Origin of the sequence: Nocardia sp. NPDC004068, from assembly GCF_042874315.1 — a bacterium.
GTDB lineage: Bacteria > Actinomycetota > Actinomycetes > Mycobacteriales > Mycobacteriaceae > Nocardia.
In genome coordinates this window covers 459,080-481,783 of record NZ_JBIAMW010000005.1, presented here as the reverse complement: position 1 = coordinate 481,783, position 22,704 = coordinate 459,080, and the positions used below count along the sequence as shown (strand labels likewise).

At 70.8% G+C, this 22,704-nt stretch carries 23 protein-coding genes and 1 pseudogene; 16 read left to right on the top strand and 8 right to left on the bottom strand.

The genetic code is table 11. The features are described 5' to 3' along the window. The first annotated feature begins 3 nt into the window (after window positions 1-3). The 3 genes from ACFYTQ_RS15770 to ACFYTQ_RS15760 all read left to right on the top strand — a co-directional run bounded on the left by ACFYTQ_RS15770 (window position 4) and on the right by ACFYTQ_RS15760 (window position 2,142). Entirely contained in the window at window positions 4-426 is a 423-nt protein-coding gene (locus ACFYTQ_RS15770; RefSeq protein WP_387361118.1) for a hypothetical protein, read from the top strand. 157 nt (window positions 427-583) lie between these two features. Continuing rightward, complete coding sequence (locus tag ACFYTQ_RS15765) at window positions 584-1,675, top strand: LLM class flavin-dependent oxidoreductase (protein ID WP_387361116.1); 1,092 nt, start codon at window positions 584-586, stop codon at window positions 1,673-1,675. Continuing rightward, entirely contained in the window at window positions 1,672-2,142 is a 471-nt protein-coding gene (locus tag ACFYTQ_RS15760; RefSeq protein WP_387361114.1) for a MarR family winged helix-turn-helix transcriptional regulator, read from the top strand. Before ACFYTQ_RS15765 ends, ACFYTQ_RS15760 begins: the two co-directional genes overlap by 4 nt. Here ACFYTQ_RS15760 and ACFYTQ_RS15755 read toward each other — a convergent pair. The 5 genes from ACFYTQ_RS15755 to ACFYTQ_RS15735 are packed head-to-tail and all read right to left on the bottom strand — an operon-like array spanning window position 2,127 to window position 7,569. Beyond that, window positions 2,127-2,930 (bottom strand): adenylate/guanylate cyclase domain-containing protein, encoded by an 804-nt coding sequence (locus ACFYTQ_RS15755; protein WP_387361112.1) that lies wholly within the window; start codon window positions 2,928-2,930, stop codon window positions 2,127-2,129. The genes ACFYTQ_RS15760 and ACFYTQ_RS15755 overlap by 16 nt on opposite strands. 29 nt (window positions 2,931-2,959) lie before the next feature. Next, on the bottom strand, window positions 2,960-3,868 hold the full coding sequence (locus tag ACFYTQ_RS15750; protein ID WP_387361110.1) for a hypothetical protein: 909 nt from the start codon (window positions 3,866-3,868) through the stop codon (window positions 2,960-2,962). After that, window positions 3,865-5,016 carry an ABC transporter permease gene (locus tag ACFYTQ_RS15745; protein WP_387361108.1) on the bottom strand — a complete coding sequence of 384 codons (1,152 nt, stop codon included), beginning with the start codon at window positions 5,014-5,016 and terminating at the stop codon, window positions 3,865-3,867. The genes ACFYTQ_RS15750 and ACFYTQ_RS15745 overlap by 4 nt, the downstream gene beginning before the upstream one ends. Continuing rightward, window positions 5,013-6,530, bottom strand: a complete 1,518-nt coding sequence (locus ACFYTQ_RS15740) for an ABC transporter ATP-binding protein (protein ID WP_387361106.1) — start codon at window positions 6,528-6,530, stop codon at window positions 5,013-5,015. Before ACFYTQ_RS15740 ends, ACFYTQ_RS15745 begins: the two co-directional genes overlap by 4 nt. Before the next feature lie 10 nt (window positions 6,531-6,540). After that, window positions 6,541-7,569 (bottom strand): BMP family ABC transporter substrate-binding protein, encoded by a 1,029-nt coding sequence (locus ACFYTQ_RS15735; RefSeq protein WP_387361104.1) that lies wholly within the window; start codon window positions 7,567-7,569, stop codon window positions 6,541-6,543. A 273-nt stretch (window positions 7,570-7,842) separates the two neighbouring features. Between ACFYTQ_RS15735 and ACFYTQ_RS15730 the strand changes: the two genes are divergently transcribed. The 4 genes from ACFYTQ_RS15730 (at window position 7,843) to ACFYTQ_RS15715 (ending at window position 11,251) form a co-directional block, all read left to right on the top strand. After that, window positions 7,843-8,340 carry a phenolic acid decarboxylase gene (locus ACFYTQ_RS15730; RefSeq protein WP_387361102.1) on the top strand — a complete coding sequence of 166 codons (498 nt, stop codon included), beginning with the start codon at window positions 7,843-7,845 and terminating at the stop codon, window positions 8,338-8,340. A gap of 102 nt (window positions 8,341-8,442) precedes the next feature. Continuing rightward, window positions 8,443-8,724: a hypothetical protein gene (locus ACFYTQ_RS15725; protein ID WP_387361100.1), complete on the top strand. Its 282-nt coding sequence runs from the start codon at window positions 8,443-8,445 to the stop codon at window positions 8,722-8,724. Between the two features lie 28 nt (window positions 8,725-8,752). Beyond that, a complete protein-coding gene (locus ACFYTQ_RS15720; protein ID WP_387361098.1) occupies window positions 8,753-9,607 on the top strand; it encodes a helix-turn-helix transcriptional regulator in 855 nt (284 codons plus the stop codon). Window positions 9,608-9,823: 216 nt separating this feature from the next. Further along, window positions 9,824-11,251, top strand: coding sequence for an FAD-binding oxidoreductase (locus tag ACFYTQ_RS15715; RefSeq protein WP_387361096.1), 1,428 nt, complete (start codon window positions 9,824-9,826; stop codon window positions 11,249-11,251). Between the two features lies 1 nt (window position 11,252). On the opposite strand, the gene ACFYTQ_RS15710 is transcribed toward ACFYTQ_RS15715, so the two are convergent. Continuing rightward, entirely contained in the window at window positions 11,253-12,929 is a 1,677-nt protein-coding gene (locus ACFYTQ_RS15710; RefSeq protein ID WP_387361094.1) for a fumarate hydratase, read from the bottom strand. A gap of 207 nt (window positions 12,930-13,136) precedes the next feature. On the opposite strand from ACFYTQ_RS15710, the gene ACFYTQ_RS15705 reads away from it, so the two are divergent. From ACFYTQ_RS15705 to ACFYTQ_RS15675, 7 genes are all read left to right on the top strand, one after another. Beyond that, entirely contained in the window at window positions 13,137-13,631 is a 495-nt protein-coding gene (locus ACFYTQ_RS15705; RefSeq protein ID WP_387361092.1) for a MarR family winged helix-turn-helix transcriptional regulator, read from the top strand. Between the two features lie 135 nt (window positions 13,632-13,766). After that, a complete protein-coding gene (locus ACFYTQ_RS15700; RefSeq protein ID WP_387361090.1) occupies window positions 13,767-14,660 on the top strand; it encodes an STAS domain-containing protein in 894 nt (297 codons plus the stop codon). Window positions 14,661-14,674: 14 nt separating this feature from the next. Next, window positions 14,675-15,064: an STAS domain-containing protein gene (locus tag ACFYTQ_RS15695; RefSeq protein ID WP_387361088.1), complete on the top strand. Its 390-nt coding sequence runs from the start codon at window positions 14,675-14,677 to the stop codon at window positions 15,062-15,064. Continuing rightward, window positions 15,054-15,467 carry an ATP-binding protein gene (locus ACFYTQ_RS15690; RefSeq protein WP_387361331.1) on the top strand — a complete coding sequence of 138 codons (414 nt, stop codon included), beginning with the start codon at window positions 15,054-15,056 and terminating at the stop codon, window positions 15,465-15,467. Before ACFYTQ_RS15695 ends, ACFYTQ_RS15690 begins: the two co-directional genes overlap by 11 nt. Then, window positions 15,460-16,101: a SpoIIE family protein phosphatase gene (locus ACFYTQ_RS15685; protein ID WP_387361086.1), complete on the top strand. Its 642-nt coding sequence runs from the start codon at window positions 15,460-15,462 to the stop codon at window positions 16,099-16,101. The genes ACFYTQ_RS15690 and ACFYTQ_RS15685 overlap by 8 nt, the downstream gene beginning before the upstream one ends. After that, complete coding sequence (locus ACFYTQ_RS15680; protein ID WP_387361084.1) at window positions 16,098-18,323, top strand: SpoIIE family protein phosphatase; 2,226 nt, start codon at window positions 16,098-16,100, stop codon at window positions 18,321-18,323. Before ACFYTQ_RS15685 ends, ACFYTQ_RS15680 begins: the two co-directional genes overlap by 4 nt. A 124-nt stretch (window positions 18,324-18,447) precedes the next feature. Beyond that, complete coding sequence (locus ACFYTQ_RS15675) at window positions 18,448-18,783, top strand: STAS domain-containing protein (RefSeq protein WP_387361329.1); 336 nt, start codon at window positions 18,448-18,450, stop codon at window positions 18,781-18,783. 1 nt (window position 18,784) lies between these two features. On the opposite strand, the gene ACFYTQ_RS15670 is transcribed toward ACFYTQ_RS15675, so the two are convergent. After that, window positions 18,785-19,822, bottom strand: a complete 1,038-nt coding sequence (locus ACFYTQ_RS15670; RefSeq protein WP_387361082.1) for an LLM class F420-dependent oxidoreductase — start codon at window positions 19,820-19,822, stop codon at window positions 18,785-18,787. Between the two features lie 109 nt (window positions 19,823-19,931). Here ACFYTQ_RS15670 and ACFYTQ_RS15665 point away from each other — a divergent pair, with 109 nt between their 5' ends. Further along, on the top strand, window positions 19,932-20,555 hold the full coding sequence (locus ACFYTQ_RS15665; protein WP_387361080.1) for a cyclodeaminase/cyclohydrolase family protein: 624 nt from the start codon (window positions 19,932-19,934) through the stop codon (window positions 20,553-20,555). 8 nt (window positions 20,556-20,563) lie between these two features. On the opposite strand, the gene ACFYTQ_RS15660 is transcribed toward ACFYTQ_RS15665, so the two are convergent. After that, window positions 20,564-21,754: an alpha/beta hydrolase gene (locus ACFYTQ_RS15660; RefSeq protein WP_387361078.1), complete on the bottom strand. Its 1,191-nt coding sequence runs from the start codon at window positions 21,752-21,754 to the stop codon at window positions 20,564-20,566. Window positions 21,755-22,340: 586 nt separating this feature from the next. Between ACFYTQ_RS15660 and ACFYTQ_RS15655 the strand changes: the two are divergent. Then, window positions 22,341-22,703, top strand: a pseudogene (locus ACFYTQ_RS15655) (L,D-transpeptidase); the annotation flags it as partial. Window position 22,704: the final 1 nt, after the last annotated feature.

Genomic DNA, 22,704 nt, shown 5'->3' with positions numbered 1-22,704 from the left:
CCCATGACCGAGACACCGGCAGACCGCTACAACGTGCACATCGGCGGCAGCGTCGACGGACAGGTGACGATCGGCCACGCCAACACCGTGAGCCGGGTGCAGGCCGGACGCGACGCCGGAGCGGTGACCGAACACGAAATCGCCTCCCTCCGTGCGGAATTCGACCGTTTGCGCGCCCAGCTGCCCACCGAGGGCGCGATCGCCGAGCAGGCCCGCGAGCGCCTCGACGAACTCGAGGAGACCATCACCGGGCCGGAACCCGACCCGTCCACGATGGACTATGTCCGAAAGTGGTTCGCCCGCAAACTCCCCCGGCTGGCGGGCGCGGTCACCACCCTCATCGTCCACCCGATCGTCGGTCGCCTCGTCGACGCGGCCGGAACCACGCTCGCCGCCGACTTCCAGCGCCGCTTCGGCACCAGCTGACCGAGGGGCGGGCGCCGATTCCGCGGCGGCGCAATCCGTTCCGGCACGAGACACCGAATCGCCTGCGCCAGCGCCCGTTCCCGCGCGGGATTGACGGCGTCGCGGCGGCGCGCCACTATGGTTCACATGTTTACCAACTCGGCGGGATGAGGCGGGCATGAGATTTCTCGCGAGCACGCTCGTTCCCAAACACAGCACCGGGCTCGATCGGCGGCCGTTGAGTCAGCGCGACCGGTTCGCCGAACTCGTCGCCCTGGCCCGCTGGGCCGAGGACGTCGGCTACGACGCGTTCGGCGTCGGGGAGCGGCACAATCCGTCGCTGCTGTCGTCCTCGCCCGCGGTGATCCTGTCCCACCTCGCGGCACGGACCCGCCGCATCCGGCTGGTGACCACGGTCGCGGTGCTGTCGCTGACCGATCCGGTGCGGGCCGCCGAGGACTACGCCACCCTCGACCATCTCAGCGACGGACGCCTCGATCTGATCATCGGCAAAGGCGGCGACGCGATCGCCCCGTCGGTGTTCGGGGTGGCGGAGGAACAGCTGTGGGATCGGCTCGAGGAAGGCTACGAGCTCATCCGCCGGTTGTGGCGGGAGGAGCGGGTGAACTGGCGGGGCCGGTTCCGGCCGCCGCTGACCGACGCCACGATCGAGCCGCATCCGCTGCAACAACCCGCGCCGCGGGTCTGGCACGGGTCGGCCACCAGCCGCCGGTCCACCGAATTGGCGGCCCGCTGGGGCGATCCGCTCTACTCGGCCAACGGCCTCGGGCGCACCGAGAGCTATCTCGACCTGGTGCGCCACTACCGCGAACGGCTCGCCCACCACGGGCACGACGCGGACGCGGCGCTCGTCGCGGTCGGCGTGCACTCCCCGATCATCACCGATCGCTCCCAGGACGCGCTGGCCATCGCCCGGCCCATCTTCGAAGCCTCGGTGCGACAACACTTTCCGGACCGGGGGCGGTTCCCCTTCGACTCGCTGGAGGATTTCCTCGCCCACGGTTCGGCTCTGGTCGGCACGCCCGGCCAGATCGTCGAGAAGCTCCTGGACCTGCACGCGCGGTTCGGCAATCAGGTCTTCGGAGTCGGTGTGGAGGGCTTCTTCTCCACCTACACCACCGACATCGCGACCACGAAGGGCTACCTCGAACGGTTCTTCGCCGAGGTCGCCCCGGTGCTGCGCGCCGAGATACCCACGACGGTCTGGGACGCGCGGCCCGAACCGTGCGCGGCGCCGGTCGCCCCGTGAACGACGTCCGCCCGCCCCGGCCCACCCCGCGCGAGCGGGCGCTGTGGCACTCCTTCTTCCCGATGGAGGCCGAACTGTGGCAATGGCTCGGCCGGCGCCTGCGCGCGGATGCCGAACTGTCCGAAGCGGATTGGCGCGTCCTCGACGCCCTGGGCAACACTGCGGGCCACCGCCTGCGCGCCCACGAACTCGCCGCCCGCATCGCGTTCGGCAAGAGCCGCCTGCACCAGCACGTCACCCGCATGGTCGGCCGCGGTCTCCTGCACCGCGAACCCGCCCCCGACGACGGCCGCGGCACCGTCGTGAGCCTCACCCCCGAGGGCCTGACCCGGTTCCGGCGCGCCCAGCACCACCGGGCCCGCCACATCCGCGAGGCCCTCCTCGATCCGCTCACGCCCGACGAGGTCGACACCCTGGTGCGTCTCGCGGAGAAGGTGCGCGCGCACCTTCGTCAGCTCGGGACGTGAGCGTCGCGTTCGGCCGGGTAGAGGTGATGGGTGCCCTCGAAGCCCTTGAGTTCGACCTCCCGATCGGGGCCGAAGGTGATCGCGGGGTCGTCGGACAGCGCGTCGCGGACGGTTTCGCTGACCAGGACCTCGCCCCCGGCGGCGCGGGCGGCGACGCGGGCGGCCAGGGCGACGTTGCGGCCGTAGAGGTCGTCGCCGCGGCGGACCGAGGGGCCCATGTGGACGCCGATCCGGACCAGGACGGTCGGTGAGCGGTCGTCGCGGGCGAGCGCGTCCTGGATGTCGAGGCAGCACTCGACCGCGTGCCGGGGTTCGCCGAAGGCGATCATGAAGCCGTCGCCCTGACTCTTCACGATGTGGCCGTGGTGGGTGTCGACCAGACCGTGCACGAGGCGGTCGTGGCGGGTGAGCAGTTTGACCCAGGCGCGGTCGCCGAGTTGCTCGTTCAGGGCGGTGGAACCCTCGATGTCGGAGAAGACGATCACGACGTTCCCGTCGGGCGCGAGCCGTGCCAGATCGGGCCGTTCCACCCGGGCCCAGGCGGCGAGTTCCTCCACCGAGGTGAGCACCGCGCCGCGAAACCCCTTCTCGCGCACCAGGTTCGCGGTCTCCCAGACCGTCTTGACCGCCTGCCGTCCGCGCGCGACGAGCACCCGTCCCGGATCGGTCCGCCGCCGCAGCGACCGCAACCGGCGGCGCGCGTGCGCCAGCAGGATCCCGACCACGACCAAGGCCACCGCCTCGGCCACGGCGATCACCGCCAGCAGGATCATGATCGCGGTGGTCATGGGGCGACGATAAACCACGGCGGGCCCGCTCAGGGGGCGAGGCCGCGGCGCCGGGCGCGCAGTCCGGTGTGGATCAGCACCGCCAGCGTCGCGAGATACGGTGCGGCGTCGGACAATTGCATCGGCAGGCCGACGGTTTGCAGGCGGAAGCCGACGGCTTGGGCGTACGCGTAGACGAGCAGCGCGAGCAGCAGCGCGGGCAGCCGGCCGCCGCTGAGGAGCAGCACGAGCACGATCACCCAGCCGCGGCCGGCCGACATGTTCTCGGTGAACAGGGCCACCGATCCCAGCGACAGTTCGGCGCCCGCCAAGCCGCCGAGCACCCCCGCGACCAGCAGCGCCGCGAAACGGTAGCGGTCCGGGCGCACACCCAGCGACGCCGCCGCGGTCGGATCGGCGCCGACGCCGCGCAGCCGCATCCCCGGAACGGTGTGTTCGAGGAAACCGTGCAGCGCGGGAGCGGCCGCCACCGCCAGCAGGCCCAGCGGGCTCAACGCCGCCAGGGCCGGGCCGATCCAGGGCAGCGTGTTCCCGGCGAACCAGTGCGGCAGCCGAGCCAGATCCGGGCGCTGATACGTGCCGCGGACATGAAAGAGCGCCTGGAGCAGGAAGGTCGTCGTGCCCGCCACCGCGATGTTGAGCGCGGTGCCCAGCACGAGCGGGTCGGCGCGCCGCCGGATCGACCCGGCCGCCAGGGCGAACGCCACCAGCGCTCCCGCCGCGGCCGCGGCGGCGACGCCGACCACCGCGCTGCCCGACCACGCGCTGGCGGCCACCGCGCCGAAGCAGCCGGTGAGCATCAACCCCTCGAGCGCGACGTTGAACACACCGGCCCGCTGGCACACCAGCCCGCCCAGCCCGAGCAGCGTCAGCGGCACCAGCCCGCGCACCACCGCCGCGAGAACCGCTGGGGAACAGACCAATTCGAGATGGCTCACGACGCCGTCCCGTCCGCGCGCGGCACACCGCGGCGCGGGATCCGGATCGTCATCCGCATCGACACCAGGAACACGACCAGCGCCTGGATCACCGTCGACACGTACGACGACAGGCCGTACTCGCGTTCGACCTCCTGGCCGCCCACTCCGATCGCGGTGAACACGAAGCCGATCCACACCACCGCGACCGGACTGTTGCGGGCCAACATGACCACGAGCAGGGCGGTGATCGGGTAGCCGGTGCCGTCCAGGGCGCCGTCGATGAGCCGGTGGTGCGAGCCCAGAATCACCAGCGCCCCCGTCAGTCCCGCGACGGCCCCGCCGAGGGCGAGCGCGGCGACGATCGCGCGCCCGGTCCGAACGCCCACCGCCGCGGCCATTTTCGGATTGAGCCCGATCAGCCCGGTGTCGAAACCCAGCGGCGAGCGGGTTTCGATGAGCAGCACGGCCGCGAAGACGACCGCCACCACCGGCAGTGACCAGTTCAGTCCCGCGCCCAGCAGGGTCAGCACGTGATCGCGGCCGAACACCGACTCCAGTATTCGGCCCGGCGCCGAATGCGCCGGGGCCAGCGCGGGAATGCGGCGATCGACCGGGATCAGCCGCGACGCCTCCCGATCCGACGCCGGATCCTTCCACCGGGTGGTGATCAGATACGACGCGAGCGACAGGACGGGATAGTTCAACAACAGCGAGGTCGCGAACACGGGCGCGCGCAGCCAGGTGTACAGCACCCCGACGATCGCGGCGAGCAGCCCGCCCACCACGAGCGCCGCGACCAGCGCGGCGAGCACCGAAAACCAGCCGGGCCCAGGGCAATACAGCGCGACCACCGCGCCCGCCACACCCCCGCCGACGAACTGCCCGCTCGCCCCGAGATCGAATTGACCGGCCCGGAACGCGAACGACAGGCCCAGACCCAGCCCCACCACCGCGACCGCCTGCTGGATCGACGTCACCAGACCCGGCCCCACCAGCGCGCCGCGGAACATGCCGGCGTACACCGCGATCGGATCGCGACCGGCCAGCGCGAACAGCACGCCGGTGAGCACCACGGTCACCGCCACGGCCGGTAGCCGATCCGCGACGGCCTGCCCCGCTCCGGCGAATCCGCGCCGGCGGCGCGCGGCGTCGGTGCCGCTGCTCATACCGGCTCCCGCGCGGCGGCGGACCGGGCCATGAGCGCGCCGAGGGTCTCGGGATCGGCCGCACCGGAGTCGAATTCGCCGACGAGGCGGCCGTCGGCGATCACCACGATCCGGTCGGCGAGGGCGAGCAGTTCGCCGAGTTCGCTCGAGATCAGCAGGACCGCTCCCCCGGCCGCCCGGTACTCGTCGAGTTGCTCGTAGACGAATTCGATCGCGCCCAGATCGATGCCGCGGGTGGGCTGTTCGGCCAGCAGGAACGGCGAGCGGTGCGCCAGCTCCCGCGCCACCACCAGCTTCTGCACATTGCCGCCGGACAGGGTGCGCACCGCGACCGCCGGGTCGGCGACCCGAATTCCGAAGCGCGCCACGAGCTCTCGCGCGTGCGCGCGCAGCGCCGCCGGTCGCAGCCGGAACCGGCCGCCGAGCGGGCGACGCCGCTGGAAGCCCGCGGCGAGGTTGACGATCACGCTGCCGACCGGCGCGACCCCCGTGCCGTTGCGGTCCTCGGGGATGTGGGCCAGTCCCGCCGCGCGCCGGCGCGCGTTGTCCCGGGTCGTGATGTCGGTTCCGGCCAGGATGACCTTGCCGCCGTTCGGGATTCGGTGTCCGGCGATCACCGCGGCGAGGGTTTCCTGTCCGTTGCCCGCCACGCCCGCCACCCCGACGATCTCCCCGGCCCGCACGGTCAGTGACACCCCCGCCAGCGCGGACCGGCCGATGCCCGCCGTGGTCAGGCGGTCGACGACGAGCACGGGATCGCCCGGCGGCGCGCTCGCGCGCCTGGGCCGCAGATCGATCTCCCGTCCGGTCAGGTGCCGGGCCAGCTCGGCGGTCGTAGTCTCGGCGACCCGCGCGCCGAACACTCGGCGGCCGTCGCGCAACACCACGACGTCGTCCGCGACGGCGGCGATCTCGTCGAGTTTGTGGGTGATCAGCAGCACAGCGTGCCCCTGCTCGGCGAGGCGGCGCAGGACCCGGAACAACGCCCGCGCCTCGGCGGGGGTTAGCACCCCGGTCGGCTCGTCCAGGATCAGCAGTTCGGCCCGCCGATAGAGCGCCTTGAGGATCTCCACCCGCTGCGCCACCCCGACCGGCAGCGATCCGACCGGTTCGTCGAGCGGCACGTCCAGGCCGTATTCCGCGGCGAGGGCGGCGACCCGGCGCGCGGCACCGCGCCGGTCCAGTACACCCCAGCGGCCCGGCTCGGCGCCGTACACCACGTTCTCGAGTACCGACATGTCCGCGAACAGCTGAAAGTGCTGGAACACCATGCCCAGTCCGTGCGCGATGGCGTCGCCCGGTGTCCGGAACACCACCTCGCGGCCGTCGATCAGGATGCGGCCGGAATCGGGCCGGTGGATCCCGTAGAGGATCGAGACGAGGGTGGACTTGCCCGCGCCGTTCTCGCCGATCAGTCCCAGCACCGTGCCGCCGCGCACGGTCAGCGAGACCGCGTCGTCGGCCAGGACCGCGCCGAACCGTTTGGTGATCGCCTCCAGGGTGAGGGTGCGCATCGCGGGCCCGTCACTTGTCGGCGTGCGGGACGGTGACCCGCCCGGCGAGGATGTCGTCGCGGGTCTGCCGTACGCGCTCCAGCACCTCCGGATGTCCCAGCACCACACAGCCGCTGGCGGCCGCGTCGGCGGTGAGGCTGGTGATGGTGGAGCCGTCCTCGGCCAGGCCGAACGCCGTCGAGGTGCCGCCGGGTTTCCCGTCGTGGACCTGGCTGAGCAGGTCCGCCACCACCTTGTCGACGCGTTTGACGGCGTTGTCCACCACGACGCCCGGCGCCTGCGGGCACTGGTTGACGTCAACGCCGTAGGCGAGCACCCGGCTCTGCGCGGCCGCCTCGAACACCCCGCCGTTGCCGCCGCCGGTCACCCCGTAGATCTGGTCCACCCCCGACTGAACGGCGGTGAGCGCCAACTCCTTCGCGCGCGCCGGATCTCCCACCGCGTTGTCTCCACCGACGAACACCTGACTGTCGCTCGCGCCCGGGTTCACGCTGCGCGCGCCCAGCGCGAACGCGTCCGACCAGCGATGGAAGAACGCCGAGTCCCGGGCGGCGACGGTGCCGACATGCCCACTGCGACTGAGCAATCCGGCCTCGACGCCGAGCAGATACGACGGCTCGTACTCCTTGAAGGTGCCGCATCGCAGGTTCGCCGGGATCCGGCCCGGGCACGAATCCACCAACACGAACTGCTGATCCGGATACTTCTCGGCGAATTCCACTGCCAGATCGTCGAATTCGTAGGTGATCAGCACCACGGCCAGCGGCCGCCGCTGCACCGCCGCCTCGAGATTGGACCGGCGCGACTGCTCGTCGGCGCTCTCGTAGGTCCGCGCGGACGCGCCCAGCGCCCGCGCCGCCTGCTCAGTCCCGATCCGGCCCAATTGCAGGAACTGGTTCTGTCCGATAGGCGCGTCGGTGACGTAGACGATCTCCGAACCGGACCCGGTGGACCCGCCCCCACAACCCGCCGCCGTCACCGCCAGCAGCGCGACGAGCCCGCGGGCGAGCGTTCGGAACGGGCGCGGCGATGTCGGCATCGGTCTTCTCCTACGGTGACTCTCGAGCGAGCTCGGGGCGGGTCACATCCTCCGCCCGCCGGGCGCTCGCGCCCATCATTGCGACCAGCGTGAACCTATTGCCGGGAAAGCTGTTGTCCTGTCATGGGTTTCGCGGCCGGGCGTGCGCACTCCGGGATGCTCATCGGTCCCTGGTCGAGAGCGCTGTGCGCGTGTGGCGCAAACCGTGAACCTTGCGGTCCGCGCCCGGCGCACATACTTTTGTAACAAAAGTACTTGCGTCGAGGAGGTCCGATGAGCGAATCGAGTGGTCTGGTGGGGTACCGGCTGATCTACACCTACGCCAACGGCTGGCGGTACGAGATGTATGTCAAGAACGCGCACACGATCGACTACCGCATCCACTCCGGCATGGTCGGCGGCCGCTGGGTCAAGGATCAGCGGGTGGACCTCGCGCGGCTGACCGAGGGGCATTTCAAGGTCTCCTGGACCGAGCCGACGGGGACGTCGGTGGCGGTGGACATCCTGCCCGAGCTGCGCCGGCTGCACGGGGTGATCTTCTTCCCGCGCTGGGTGCACGACCACCCGCGGCGCACCGTGCTGTTCCAGAACGACCACCTCGAGCGGATGGCCGCCTACCGCGACAGCGGCCCGACCTACCCCATCCACGTGGTGAGTGAATTCGCGACCATCACCCGGCTGGACTGGATCGGCGAGGACGACGAGACGGTGATCGCCTGCGCCCCTTCGGAATTGCCCGCGGGATTCGCCGACGCCACCGATCGCGGTTGAGCCGAACGGTCCGCCCGGGCGCGCTACCCTTCTGTCGGGCGTGAACACATGCCCGGAGCACCGGCAGCGGCGAACAGCCCGAGTAGGCAGAAGGCAGGAGATGTGACCACACTGTTCATGATCGGCTTCACCCTCTGGCTCCCCGGCGCCGTCGCCGTCTTCGTGTCCCGCTCGGGACATCGACGGGCGACGACGACCCTGCTGGCGGGGCTCATCCTCGCCGGCGTCGGATCGGCACTGCTGGCCATCGCGATTCCCGCCGTCAGCAAGGACTCCGCGCCGATGAACGTCCTCTACGACATAGCGCTCATCGGAATGGCCGTGCTGTGCGCCGTCGCGACCGTGGCGGTCCTGCGGCACTCCGAGCACACACCGACGCGCTGAGCGGCGATCACCTTCCTACACTGAACCAATGACCGATCGAGGCGAGTTGGGGAGGTTTCTGCGGGCTCGGCGGGAGCGGGTGGGGCCGCGGGAGGTGGGGTTGCCGGTGGCGGGGGTGCGGCGGACGCCGGGGTTGCGGCGGGAGGAGCTGGCGACGCTCGCGGGGGTCAGTGTGGACTACTACGTTCGGCTGGAGCGGGGGAAGGAGACCAATCCCAGTGCGGCCGTGGTGTATCGGCTGGCGGAGGCGTTGCGGTTGAGTGAGGCGGAGACCGATCATCTGTTGACGCTCGCGGCGCACAATGCGGGGGTGCGGCCCGTGCGGCGAGTGCCCGCGCGGACCGTCCGCCCGACCGCGTTGCTGTTGCTGGACTCCGTGCGTCCCAATCCCGCGTTCGTGGTCAATCACATCAACGACATGCTGGCCGCGAATCCCGGTGGGCTGGCGTTGTATCCGGGCATCACGGACTATCCGCCGGAGCGGCGGAATCTGATCCGGTATCACTTCCTGCATCCGGCGGCGCGGGAGTTGTGGGTGGACTGGGAGACGCTGGTGGCCGGGAGTGTGGCGCATCTGCGGGCCATGGCGGGGACCGATCCCGACGATCCCGAGCTGGCCGCGCTGGTGGGCGAATTGTGTTGTAAGAGTCCGGAATTCGCCCGGATGTGGAATCGGTACGATGTGCGGCCGCGGGGCACGGGGACCAAGGTGTACAACCATCCGACCGTCGGGCGGATGCGGCTGGAGTTCGAGAATCTGCCGTTGATCGACAGCGACGGGCAGCGGTTGGTGGTGTACCTCGCCGAACCGGGGACGCCGGATCACGACGCGATGGTGCTGTTGGAGATGTCGGCGCGGGAGGCGGTGTCCGAGGAGGCGTGACCGCGTGTCCGCGGGGCGTCGGGCGAATCTCCGGTTACCGTGAGCCCGGGCGCGGGGCGCGCGTCCTCGCGCCGAGGAGGGTGTCATGGCTCTTCGGATCCGCACCACCGCACTGATTCCCCTGGCCGCCGTCCTCGGCGTGGCGGCGCTGGTGACGCTCACGGCGTACGCTCCGCCCCGGAGATGACACCGGCACGGTTACGGAAGCGAGGATCGATGGGACCGGCGAGACCCCCGCGATTCTCGCGCCGAGCCCTGCTGGCCGGGGCGGCCGGAGCCGTTGCGACACAAGCGTTCCCGGCCGGACCCGCACACGCCGACGAGCCCGGACCGGACGCGTGGAACGACCTCCGGAACCGCCTGCGCGGCACCGTCACCCGCCCGGGCGACGACGACTTCGCCGCCCGCGCCGCCCTCTACGAGCCGCGTTTCGACACCGCGACCCCGCTCGCCGTCACCCGCCCCGCCGACCCCGACGACGTCCGCACGGCCGTCCGCTTCGCCCGCGACCACGACCTCCCCCTCACCGCCCGCGCCGGGGGCCATTCCTACGTCGGCGCCTCGGCCACCCCGGGCGCGCTCGTCGTCGACCTGCGCGATCTGACCGCGATCACCGTCGACGGCGACCTCGTCACCGTCGGCGCGGGCGCGACCGCTTACGCCGTCCAGGAGGCCCTCGCCCCCGCCGACCGCACCCTCCCCCTGGGCACGTGCCCCACCGTCGGCGTGGCGGGCCTCACCCTCGGCGGCGGCCTCGGAACCCTGTCCCGCCGTTACGGTTTGACCTGCGACCGGCTCGTCTCCGCCCGAGTGGTCCTGCCCACCGGCGCGGTCGCCGACGTGGCGGCCGACCGGATGCCCGAGCTGTTCTGGGCGCTGCGCGGCGCGGGCGCGGCGGTCGGCGTCGTCACCGACCTGACCTACCGCACCTGCCCGGCCGAATCCGAGGACATTGTGCGCCTGGGCTTCCCGGGCATCGCGACCGTGGACGTCATCACCGGCTGGGCGCGGTGGCTCACGACCGTCGACCGCGCCGTCTGGTCCAATCTCGAGATCTCCGCCACCGCAAGCGGACTCGGCTGCGCGGCGAAGATCGTCTGCCCCGCGGGCCAGGGCCCGGCCGCCGCAGCCGACCTGGCCGCCGCCGCCCACACCGCCCCCACCTCCGTCGACCAGCGCACCCTCCCCCACCTCGACGCCGTCCGCGCCCTCGGCGGCGGCGCCAGCACGCCCCGCTCGAACAAGATCGCGGGCTCCGACGTCCTCGCCGCCCTCTCCCCCGACATCGCCCAGCGCATCACCGACACCGTCGCGGCCCGATCCCGTAGCGGCGCAAGGGGTTACGTCCTCGTCGACCCCCTCGACGGCGCGGTCCACGACACCGCCCCCGACGCCACCGCGTTCCCCTGGCGCGCCCACGCCGCGACCCTGCAATGGATCGTCGACGAACCGGACGATCCGGCCGCCGCCCGCGCGTGGATCACCGACGCCCACCGCGCGGTGGGCGCGACGGCCGCCTACGTCAACTACCTCGAACCCGACCCGGACCCGGCCCGCTACTACGGTCCCAACCTCGACCGCCTGCGCCGCCTCACCGCCGCCGCCGACCCCGGCCGCCTCCTGCGGCCCGGAATCGGCCTGTGACTCAGACCCGTTCCTTCGACCGCGTCCGCACCCGCAGCGCGATCGGCTTCTGCGTATCGGCGAAGAAGTCGTTGCCCTTGTCGTCGACCACGATGAACGCCGGGAAGTCCTCGACCTCGATCTTCCACACCGCCTCCATGCCGAGTTCGGGGTACTCGAGCACCTCGACGGATTTGATGCAGTCCAGCGCCAGCCGCGCCGCGGGACCGCCGATCGACCCGAGGTAGAACCCGCCGTGCTCCTGGCACGCCCGCGTCACCTGCGCCGACCGATTCCCCTTGGCCAGCATGACGAACGAACCGCCCGCGGCCTGGAACTGGTCGACATAGGAGTCCATGCGGCCCGCGGTGGTCGGCCCGAACGAGCCGGAGGCGTACCCCTCGGGGGTCTTGGCGGGACCGGCGTAGTAGACGGCCATCTCGCGCAGGTAGCTCGGCATCTCCTCGCCCGCGTCGAGCCGCTCCTTGATCTTGGCGTGCGCGATGTCGCGGGCCACCACCAGCGGCCCGGTCAGCGACAGCCGGGTCTTCACCGGGTACTTCGACAGCTCGGCCCGGATCTCCGACATCGGCCGGTTCAGGTCGATGCGCACCACGTCGCCGCCGAGGATCTCGTCGGTCTGCTCGGGAAGGTATTGCGCCGGTTCGCGTTCCAGCTGCTCGAGGAACACGCCCTCGGCGGTGATCTTGGCCAGCGCCTGCCGGTCCGCCGAACACGAGACCGCAAGCGCGACCGGGCAGCTCGCGCCGTGCCGGGGCAGGCGGATGACGCGCACATCGTGGCAGAAGTACTTGCCGCCGAACTGCGCCCCGATGCCGAAGGACTGGGTGAGTTCGAACACCCGCTGCTCGAGTTCGAGATCGCGGAAGCCGTGCGCGGCCATGGACCCCTCGGTCGGCAGGTTGTCCAGGTAGTGGGCGGAGGCGTATTTGGCCGTCTTCAAGGCGAATTCGGCCGAGGTGCCGCCGATCACGACCGCCAGATGGTAGGGCGGGCAGGCCGCGGTGCCGAGCGAGCGGATCTTCTCGTCCAGGAACTCCAGCATCCGCTCGGGATTGAGGATCGCCTTGGTCTCCTGGTACAGGAACGACTTGTTCGCCGATCCGCCGCCCTTGGCCATGAACAGGAACTTGTAGGACGGGTGCGCGGGATCGTCCGGCGCGGAATACAATTCGACCTGCGCGGGCAGGTTCGAGCCGGTGTTCTTCTCGTCCCACATGGTGATCGGGGCCAGCTGCGAATAGCGCAGGTTCAGCTTCGTGTAGGCGTCGAACACGCCGCGGCTGATCCATTCGGCGTCGTCGGCGCCGGTGAGCACGCCCTCGGACTTCTTGCCCATCACGATCGCGGTGCCGGTGTCCTGGCACATGGGCAGCACGCCGCCCGCGGAGATGTTGACGTTCTTGAGCAGATCCAGGGCCACGAACCGGTCGTTGCCCGAGGACTCGGGATCGTCGATGATGCGGCGCAACTGGGCCAGATGCGCCGGGCGCAGATAGTGGCTGATGTCGTGCATCGCCTCGGCGGTCAGCAGCCGCAGCACCTCGGGATCGACCTCGAGGAACCGCCGCCCGCCCGCCTCGATCGTGCGCACGCCCTCGGTGGTGAGCAGCCGGTACGGCGTCTCGTCGGCACCGATCGGCAGCAGGTCCGAGTAGCGGAATTCCGGGGCGGTCACGATCGCACTCCTCTGGGCGGTTCACGGGGTCGAGCTCGACTGGAGACTGTAGCCAGGCCCCGCCGGGCGGGCGATCTGAGGCAAGCCTAATCATCGTCGCGCGCGGAGAGGTTGCACCTTCAACCCACGGGGTGTACCTGTCGTGTGAACGGTGCCCCGACGACGGGAGGCGACAGCATTGACGAATCAGGGACCTGGAGAGTGATCGTGACCGAACCCCGTTGGCTCGACGACCTCGAGAAGCGCGCCTGGCTGGGCTTCGTGTTCACCCGCGACCTGATCGCCGCCGCGGTCGGCCGGGACTCGCTGCGCGCCTCCAATCTCACCTACGTCGAGTACACGGTGCTGGCCCGCCTCGCCGACGCGCCCCAGCAGCGGCGCAGTTTCGCCGAGCTGGCCGCGGTGCTCGAATGGTCCCAGAGCCGGTTGTCCCATCAGATCACCCGGATGGAGAAGCGCGGACTCGTTGCGCGCGAAGCGGTTCCGGACGACGCCCGCCGCACCGCGGCCGTGCTCACCGCGAAGGGGTCCGAGGTGCTGGCCACCGCGGCGCCCGCGCACGTCGACAGTGTCCGACGCCACATGATCGATGTGCTCGATCGGGACCAATTGGCCGCGCTCGCCGACATTTACGACACGCTGCTGGCCCATCACCGCGGCGACGATCGGGCACCGATGTCCGAAATGCGCCGACAGGGCTGATCGGACAGGTTTTGGTTTGTCTCCCGTCGGGTAAGGGGTAAGACTAGGCTCGACAGCGGCAAGCGATGAGCAGCCGCGGGCGAGCCACCTGACGAGCAACCGACCTACCCTTAACGAAAGGGGCAGGAGATTCCAATGTCCGACGTGTCCATCGGCCTGTCGCCGGATTCACGGCCGGCCGGCCCGGTCGACAACCTCCTTCCGGAGCTGGTCGAACACCTGCGTCAGAATCGCACCGAGTTGCGGGAGGAATGGGCTCGTCGCATCACCGACGCCGCGCTGCTGACCGCCATGACCCCGGAGGAGATCTTCTCCGAGGCGACCTCGATCTTCGACAACTACGTCGAGGTGCTCGAGACCGGTAGCGTCGAGGCGTTGCAGGCCTACGCGCGCGATCTGTCCGAACGCATCATCCCCCGCGGCGTCGAGACCGACGAGGTCATCGGGATCGTGCTGCTGCTGCGAGATGTGTTGGCGCGCAGCCTGTTCGAGAAGTACCAGTCCAACTTCGATCTGCTCAAGCGGGTGCTCGACGCCTACGAGCCCGCCGCCAACCGCATCGCCAACACCGTGGCCGTGTCCTTCGTGCAGGAGCGCGAGCGCGTCATCCGCCAGCAGCAGGAGGCCATCCGCGAGCTGTCGACGCCGGTGTTGCAGGTGCGCGAACAGTTGCTCATCCTGCCCATCATCGGCGTGCTCGACTCCCAGCGCGCCCGCCAGCTCACCGAACAGCTGCTGCGCGCGATCCGCGCCAATCGCGCCAAGGTCGTCGTCATCGACATCACCGGTGTCCCCGCGATCGACTCCACGGTCGCCAACCACCTGGTGCAGACGGTCGACGCGTCGGGTCTGATGGGCGCGAACGTCATCATCACCGGCCTGTCCTCGGAGATCGCGCTGACGCTGGTGACCATCGGCCTGGACCTGTCGAAGATGAACGCGGTCGGCGACCTCCAGGGCGGCATCGAGGAAGCGGAACGACTGCTCGGCTACGAGGTCACGCGCGTCACCGAACGCGACGGTCGCTGAGCCGGGGCGGGCCCATGCCGGTACCGATTCTCAAACAGGGCACGTACCTGATCGCGTCCGTGCAGTCGGCGCTCACCGACGCCGACACCGAGCGGTTACAGGACGACCTGATGAAGTACGTGAGCAAATATCGCGCACAAGGGATCATCGTCGACGTCACCGCGATCGATGTGATGGACTCCTTCGCCGCCCGCTCGCTGCGTACCATCGCCCACATGACCAAGCTGCGGGGCGCCGAGACGGTCATCGTCGGCCTGCAGCCCGAGGTGGCCTTTGCCATGGTCCAGCTCGGTCTCACCTTCGAGGACATGCACACGGCCCTGGATCTCGAGGAAGGTTTGGCCTGGCTCAACAGACAGCTCCCCGCCCGCCGCCAGCGAGACGGTCGTGACAGTGGCCGCTGACAACGTGGTGATCGCGGTGAAGACGTCCAACGACATCGTGACCGCGCGTCAGGCCGGGCGGGAACTCGCGGCGAAGTTCGGGTTCACGCTCACCGACATCACCATGATCTCCACGGCGATCTCCGAGGTGGCCCGCAACATCACCAGTTACGCGGGCACCGGCGAGATCCGGGTGACGGTGGAGGATCGCGAGGGCCGACGCGCGCTCGTCGTGCAGGCGCAGGATCAGGGTCCGGGCATCCCCGACATCGCGCGGGCGCTCGAGGACGGCTATTCGACCGGGCGCGGGCTCGGGCTGGGACTACCGGGCGCGCGGCGGCTGATGGATCGGCTGCTCGTCGAATCCGCGCCCGGGCAGGGAACTTTGGTGGAGATGTGGAAGTGGGTGCCCGCCGGTGCGTGAGGACGGGCACATCGGCGCGATCGAATGGGCGGTCGCGGGCCGGGCGCTGCCGGGGCAGCGGGTGTCGGGTGATCGGTCCATCGTGCTGGACGCGGGCGGCGGGTCGGCGCTGTTCGCGGTGCTCGACGGGCTCGGGCACGGGGACGCGGCGGCGGGCGCGGCCGACCGTGCGGCACAGGTGCTTTCGGAGAACCGGGCCGAACCGCTCGACGTGCTGATGCTGCTGTGTCATCGGGCGATGGCCGACACCCGCGGGGCGGCGGTGTCGCTGGCGTTGTTCGACGCCGCGGACCGGCTGCACTGGCTGGGGGTGGGCAATGTCGACTCCCGGGTCGTCGCGGCGGGTACCGTCAAACCCGTGGTCCGCGCCACCGCACTGCTCACCGGCGGCATCGTCGGTTATCTGCTGCCGCCCAATATTCAGACGCAGACGGTCGTCGTGCGGCCGGGCGATCTGCTGCTGATGTCCACCGACGGCATCGTGAGCGATTTCGTCGACGACATCGATCTGAGCAAACCGACCGCGGACATCACCGCCGACATCCTGGCCCACCACGTCAAGGACACCGACGACGCGCTGGTACTCGCGGCGCGCCATCGCGGCCACAGTCCCGGTGAGGCGGCGCGGACATGAGCGCGGTGCTGGCGGCGTTCCGCGAGGCGTACGCGAACGCGCTTCGGCTGCATCTGGATTCGCCCAGCCAGACCACCCTCGCCGACGGGTACGAACTCGGGCGGCGCGCCCTGGTCGAGGGCGTGAGCATCCTCGATCTCACCGAACACCACTTCCGGCTGCTGGCCCGCGCGGGCATCGACGACACCGAGTCGGCGCTCGAGTTCCTGTTGCAGACCCTCGCCGCCCTCGACGTGGCCACCCGCGGATTCCTCGACAGCACACGCAGTTACGAGTTGCAGCGGCTGCGCGCGGAGGATCTCGCCGACCGCGACGCGTTCCGCACCGCGCTGGTGGAGTCGTTGCAGGACGGGTTCTTCGTCGCCGACGCGAGCGGCACCGTCACCGAGGTCAATTCGGCGTTCGGGGCGCTGACCGGCTATGGGGCCGAGGGACTTCCGTACAAGCTGCCGCATCCGTGGGCGGTGCCCGAACACGAGCGCTATCCGAATCTGGGCACCGAGGCCGCCCGTTTCGTGCTGCCCATCCGGCATCGGGACGGGCGGCGGCTGTGGCTGGCGGTGAGCACCTCGTCGGTGATCAAACCGGAGAACGAGGAACGCGTCTACGTCGGGACCATCCGCGACGTCACCGCCGAACACGACGCGCAGGCCCGCGATCAGGCGGTGTCGCGGCTGGCGACCGCGGTCGGCCCGGCGACCAGTGTGGCCGAGGTGCTCTCGGTCGGGCTCGAGGAGTTGCGGCGGGCCACCGACGCGGAGACCGCGGTGGTGTCGGTGTGGCCGAATCGGCAGGGACCGCCGGAACAGTATGTCTCCGGGCCGGTTTCGGACACCGGCGACGAGGCGGTGTCGCGGCAGGTGCTCGACGCGCGGGCGCGGGCGCTGCTGGATCGCGTGCGCACCCAGCCCTCCCGCTCGGTGTTCGTGATCCCCGAGGGCGGGGCGAGTTCGGAGGGCGTCGTGGCGCCGCTGGGCGAGGCCGGGGACGCGGCGCTGTGGCTGCGCTTCGCCGCCCCGCGGGTGATCACCGTCGCCGATCGGGCGTTGTTCTCGCTGCTGGTCGGGCATCTCAGCCTCGCGGTGCAGCGGGCGCGCAACTTCGATCAGGCCCGCGCCACATCGCTGACGTTGCAGCGGGCCATGCTCGGCCCGATCGAGTTGCCGCCGCGGTTCTCGGTGCACTACGAACCGGCGCTGCCGCCGCTCGAGATCGGCGGCGACTGGTACGACGTGGTGCAGTTGCGCGACGGGACCATCGGCGTGGTCGTCGGGGACTGCGTCGGCCGCGGCCTGTCCGCGGCGGTGGTGATGGGCCAATTGCGTACGGCCGCACGGGCTCTGCTGTTGCGCGGCGCGGGACCGGCGCAGCTGCTCGCGGAACTGGACACGGTCGCCGATCAGATTCCCGGCGCGATGTGCACGACGGTGTGCGCGGCCGTGCTCGATCCCGCGCGTGGGTTGATCCGCTACTCCAACGCCGGGCACATGCCGCCGGTGCTGGCCGAACCCGACGCCAAGGGCCGGCTGCTCGAGGGCGGTCGCGCGGTGCCGCTGGCCACCTTCGACACGCCCCGGCGGCCCGAGGCCACCACCGCGCTCGCGCCCGGTTCCACGCTGGTGCTGTTCACCGACGGCCTGGTCGAACAGCGCGGCGTCGACATCGATATGCGGTTCGACGAGCTGGCCGACGAATTGTCCGGCGCCACAAGAGATCTCCCGCGCGAGGTGGCCGACGCGGTGCTGTCGCGGCTGCGCCCCAGCGGCGGGTACGACGACGACGTCGCCATGGTCGTCTACCGGCAGCCGCCGCGCCCGCTGCACGTCGACGTCCCCGCCGAACCGCTGCGCCTGTCCGGCATGCGCCGCGAGCTGACGAATTGGCTTGCCGCCGCGGCCGTCCCGCACGAACTCGCCGCCGATCTCGTCGCCGCCGCCAACGAGGCGTGCAGCAACAGCATCGAGCACGCGTATCTGGGCAGCGCCCCCGGCCGCGTCGTGCTCACCGCCGACTGCACGATGGACAATGTGGTGATCGAGGTGGCCGACAGCGGGGTGTGGCGGCCGCAGCCGGAGGATCCCGGCCATCGCGGCCGCGGCATCGCCATGATGCGCGCGCTCAGCGACGAGTTGACCATCGATCACGTCGGCATCGGCACCCGCGTCCGCATGGTCGCCCGCCTCCCCGCGGTCTCGGTGGCCGCCGCGAGCCGGGTTCCGTGATGGTGCCGAATCGGGGCCGATCGCTCATCAATCCGGGCCAGGATGCGGCGTTCGGGGCCGGTTCATGGCAGATTGTTTCGATGTGACCAATACTCCCGGAGACGCATACCCCCTCGCCGACACGATGACCACCTCGGTCGCGGTGCACGACGAAGCGACGGTGCTCACCGTGGTCGGCGAGGTCGACCTGGCGACCGCGCCCGCGCTGGAGAACGCGATCGAGGCGGCGCTCGGCGGCACGCCCGCCGCCCTGATCATCGATCTGTCGCAGGTGACCTTCCTCGCCTCGGCCGGTATGGCCGCGCTGGTGGCGGCGCACCGGCGGGCCGGGGCGGCGACCCGGATCGCGGTGGTCGCCGACGGCCCGGCCACCGGCCGTCAGCTCAAGATGACCAACCTGGATCAGGTCTTCGCCCTGCACCCGACCCTCGAGGAGGCGCTGGCGGCGCTGCGCGGCTGATTCAGACCAGCTCGCGCAGCTGTTCGATCAGCTTCACGCGTTCGGCGGCGGTGGCGGCCAGCGGCACCACGTTGAGCACCGTCACCCCGGCCTCCCGGAAGGCCGCCACCCGTTCGGCGACGAATCCGGCCGGTCCGATCAGCGAGATGTCGCGGACCAGCTCGTCGGGGACGGCCTTGGCGGCCTCGTCCTTCTTGCCCGCCAGATACAGTTCCTGGATGCGGTCGGCGGCCGCGCCGTAGCCGTACTTGGTGGCGAGGGCGTGGTAGAAGTTCTTGCCCTTGGCGCCCATGCCGCCGATGTAGAGCGCCAGATGCGGTTTGACGAACTCGCGCAGCGGCTCCACGTCCTCGCCGATGGCCAGCGTGGGTCCGGCGTAGACCTCGAGGTCGCCGAGGGCCGGATCGCGGCGCGCCCTGCCCGCGGCCAGGGAGTCGCCCCATACGTCGTCCGCCTTCTCCGGCAGGAAGAAGATCGGCTGCCAGCCCTCGGCGATCTCGGCGGCCAGCTCCACGTTCTTGGGCCCGAGCGCGGCCAGCAGCACCGGAATGCGTTCGCGCACCGGATGATTGATGAGCTTGAGCGCCTTGCCCAGCCCGGTCCCCCGCTCGGCGGGCAGCGGCAGCGTGTAGTACCTGCCCTCGAATTCGAGCCGCTCGCGCCGCCACACCTTGCGGCAGATCTCGACGATCTCGCGGGTGCGGCCGATGGGCGCGTCGTAGGGCACGCCGTGGAAGCCCTCGATGACCTGCGGGCCGGACGCGCCGAGCCCGAGGATGTAGCGGCCGTCGGAGACGTAGTCCAAGCCCGCCGCGGTCATGGCGGTCAGCGTGGGCGTGCGGGTGTACAGCTGGAGGATGCCCGAGGCCAGTTGCACGCGTTCGGTTTTGGCGGCCAGATAGCCCAGGGCGCTCACCGCGTCGAACGAGTAGGCCTCGGGCACGAAGACGATGTCCAGCCCGGCCCGTTCCAGGTCGGCGACCTCCGCGGCCACCTCTTTGAAACCGCCCGCATAGTTGATGCCCAATCCGATACGCATGGTCCCGAACCTACTCACCCCGCCGGTCCGGTGCTCGACGAGGGCCGGGCGGCCGGTACGGTGGGCCGCGGACCCCATGCCGTTCACCGCCCCCGGGAGGCCCCTCATCATGTCCTTCGCCACCTCGACGATCGGCGGCTATCTCGACGATCTCGCGGCCAAGATCCCCGCCCCCGGCGGCGGCGCGGTCGCGGCCCTGCACGCCGCCCAGGCCGCGGCGCTGGTGGCCATGGTCGCCCGCTACACGACGCGAGCGAAGGACGCCGACAACCGCCCGGCCATCGATCGGATCATCGCCGCCGCCGACGCCGCCCGCGCCCGCGCGCTGGCGCTGGCCGACGCCGACGCCGACGCCTTCACCGCCGTGGGCGCGGCCTACAAGCTGCCCAGGACCACCGACGAGGAGACCGCCGCCCGCGACCGCGCGATCGAGGCGGCGCTGCTCGAGGCGGCCCGCGTGCCCGCCGCGGTGGTGGCCGAGGCCGACGAGATCGTCTCGCTCGCAACGGATCTACTGCCTATCGGCAATCCGAACGTGGTCACCGACATCGGCGCGGCCGCCGACGCCGCGCGGTCGGCCGCGGCCAGTTCGCGGCTCAACATCGCCATCAACGTGGCCTCGCTGGCCGATCATCACGCCTCGGAGTTCGAGCCGGTGCTGCGCCGGATCGAGGAGATCCTGGCCCGCGCCGACGCCCTGCACGCCGACGTGGTCTCCGCCATCGCCCGCTGAGTCCCTCCTCAGGCGTCGTGGCGGCGCAGCCAGTCCAGCATGACGTCCCGGTTCACCTGCGCGCCGATATTGGGCACGCCGTCGAATCCGTGGTCGTAGAACGGCAGCCGCACGTACCGGTTCTCGACCCCGGCGGCGGTCAGCTCGTCCGCGAAAGCGCTTGTGCGCGAGGCGAAGACGAGATGATCCGCCGCGCCTTGCAGCAGCAGGGTGGGTGGGGAGTCCGGGCCGATCCACGGGGCGGAGTCGGTGGCGGCGTAGCGCTCGGGGTAGCGCGACGCGGGGCCGCCGAGGTACTCGCGGCCGACCCGGTGGCCCTCGGCGGTGTCGGTCTCGGAGCCGGTGAGGTCGACGGCCGGGTAGTCGGCCAGTACCGCGCGCACCCGGGGTAGGTCGTCGGGGGTGCCGCAGGAGGGGTTCAGCGCCTTGCGGGCGATCTTGTAGGCGACATTGATCGCGAGGTTGCCGCCCGCCGAGTCGCCGAAGGTGGCCAGGCGGTCGGTATTCCAATTGTATTGCCGCGCATGGGCCGTCACCCAGGTGAGCGCGCAGCCGACATCGGCGTCCTCGGTGTCCCAGCGCAGGTCGTCGCCACTGGAGAGCCGGTAGTCGACATCGACGACGGCGTAGCCGCGATCGGCGAGCCAGCTGTTGTAGGGCGTCGGCCCGCGCGCGCCCGCGACGAAACCACCGCCGTGGATCCGCACGACCACCGGGACGGGACCCGGAACCCCTTGCGGCAGATACAGATCCGCGCGCATCGGCTCGCCGTCGAGGCTCGCATAGGCTACTGTCTCATCTGGGCCTCGTCCGCCGACCACCTGCGGGAGCGGCGGACCGGCCAGGATCCAGCGGCCGGTCTCGCGATGCGCCGCCAGCACCGAGCCGATCGAGGTGATCAGCGTCAGCACGAGTCCGAGGACCGCCAGCGCGGTCACGGTTCCGGCCGTCCCGCTCCGGCGGCCGCGGCGGGCGAGCAGCGCCAGCGCCACCGCGACGACGGCCACGGCGAGCAGCCACGAATCCCACATCGAGCGGATCCAGCCGAGGGCCATGATCGACGCCTGCGGCACCGCCACCCGCAACAGGGGTGCGATCCAGGGCACCGGCAGGAGGGCCAGCGCTTGCGCGAGCACCAGCCCGAGCGCCAGGACCGCGGCCACTACCAGCGCGACGATCCGTGCGATTCGACCGATCACAGGCACCCTCCCTGGCTCTGTCCCCGACCTCCCGATGCTACGGGCGCGGCGGGATTCGGTACGCGTCCCCGTTCTCCGGGCGCGGCGGGGCTCGGCACGCGCCCCCATGCTCCGGCCGCGGGGCTCGGCACGCGCCCCCGTGCTCCGGCCGCGGCGGGATTCGGCACACGTCCCCATGCCCCGGGCACGGCGGGGTTTGATACGCGCTCCCATGCTCCGGCCGCTGCGTGCCCCACCCCACTGGCCGTATGTCCGGTAGGTCGGGTTAATGTGCATGACAAGGGGTAGGGCCATAGCAGATGCATCGTTGCTATCGGCCACGGGACACGCGACGGATGGATCACGAAGTCGATACGTTTTCGTGCGGCGGACCGATCCTGACATTTGAACAATCTTCGAACTCACACCACTCGAAGGGGTGGAAGCCATGCGGAACATGATTCGGCATGTGTTCCTGGTGCTCGTGATCGCCGGACTGGCGGCGCTCACCTCGGGCACAGCGACAGCGCTCAACGGAACACCACAGCACAATTCGGGGGCTCGCACCGATTACCGGGCCGACGCGGTCACCGCCGAGGGTGACATGTCGGCGCACACCTTCACGGTGTTCGTGCCCGGCCAGCCGCCGCGGGTGATGCCCGCGTCGTTCGGCAAGCCGGGCCGCGAGACGCCGGTCGGGACCTTCCCCATCATGGAGAAGGACCGGACCATCATCTTCGACTCCCGCACGATCGGCATCCCGCTCAGCTCACCGGAGGGCTACTACCTCACCGGTGAGTTCGCCGAGCGGCTCACCTCGGGCGGCGTGTTCGTGCACTCCGCGCCGTGGTCGGTCGATCAGCAGGGCAATGCCAATGTCAGCCACGGGTGCGTCAATCTCGCGCCGGACGACGCCGAGTGGTACTACAACGTCGTCCACGTCGGCGATCCGGTGACCATTCACTGGTGAG

Bases quoted from the DNA above. Each gene is read 5' to 3' on its own strand.
- ACFYTQ_RS15745 (WP_387361108.1), bottom strand. From the start codon at position 5,016: ATGAGCAGCGGCACCGACGCCGCGCGCCGCCGGCGCGGATTCGCCGGA.
- ACFYTQ_RS15695 (WP_387361088.1), top strand. From the start codon at position 14,675: ATGCCGGTACCGATTCTCAAACAGGGCACGTACCTGATCGCGTCCGTG.
- ACFYTQ_RS15730 (WP_387361102.1), top strand. From the start codon at position 7,843: ATGAGCGAATCGAGTGGTCTGGTGGGGTACCGGCTGATCTACACCTAC.
- ACFYTQ_RS15735 (WP_387361104.1), bottom strand. From the start codon at position 7,569: ATGCCGACATCGCCGCGCCCGTTCCGAACGCTCGCCCGCGGGCTCGTC.
- ACFYTQ_RS15765 (WP_387361116.1), top strand. From the start codon at position 584: ATGAGATTTCTCGCGAGCACGCTCGTTCCCAAACACAGCACCGGGCTC.
- ACFYTQ_RS15665 (WP_387361080.1), top strand. From the start codon at position 19,932: ATGTCCTTCGCCACCTCGACGATCGGCGGCTATCTCGACGATCTCGCG.
- ACFYTQ_RS15680 (WP_387361084.1), top strand. From the start codon at position 16,098: ATGAGCGCGGTGCTGGCGGCGTTCCGCGAGGCGTACGCGAACGCGCTT.
- ACFYTQ_RS15720 (WP_387361098.1), top strand. From the start codon at position 8,753: ATGACCGATCGAGGCGAGTTGGGGAGGTTTCTGCGGGCTCGGCGGGAG.
- ACFYTQ_RS15670 (WP_387361082.1), bottom strand. From the start codon at position 19,822: ATGCGTATCGGATTGGGCATCAACTATGCGGGCGGTTTCAAAGAGGTG.
- ACFYTQ_RS15700 (WP_387361090.1), top strand. From the start codon at position 13,767: ATGTCCGACGTGTCCATCGGCCTGTCGCCGGATTCACGGCCGGCCGGC.
- ACFYTQ_RS15740 (WP_387361106.1), bottom strand. From the start codon at position 6,530: ATGCGCACCCTCACCCTGGAGGCGATCACCAAACGGTTCGGCGCGGTC.
- ACFYTQ_RS15715 (WP_387361096.1), top strand. From the start codon at position 9,824: ATGGGACCGGCGAGACCCCCGCGATTCTCGCGCCGAGCCCTGCTGGCC.
- ACFYTQ_RS15770 (WP_387361118.1), top strand. From the start codon at position 4: ATGACCGAGACACCGGCAGACCGCTACAACGTGCACATCGGCGGCAGC.
- ACFYTQ_RS15755 (WP_387361112.1), bottom strand. From the start codon at position 2,930: ATGACCACCGCGATCATGATCCTGCTGGCGGTGATCGCCGTGGCCGAG.
- ACFYTQ_RS15675 (WP_387361329.1), top strand. From the start codon at position 18,448: ATGACCACCTCGGTCGCGGTGCACGACGAAGCGACGGTGCTCACCGTG.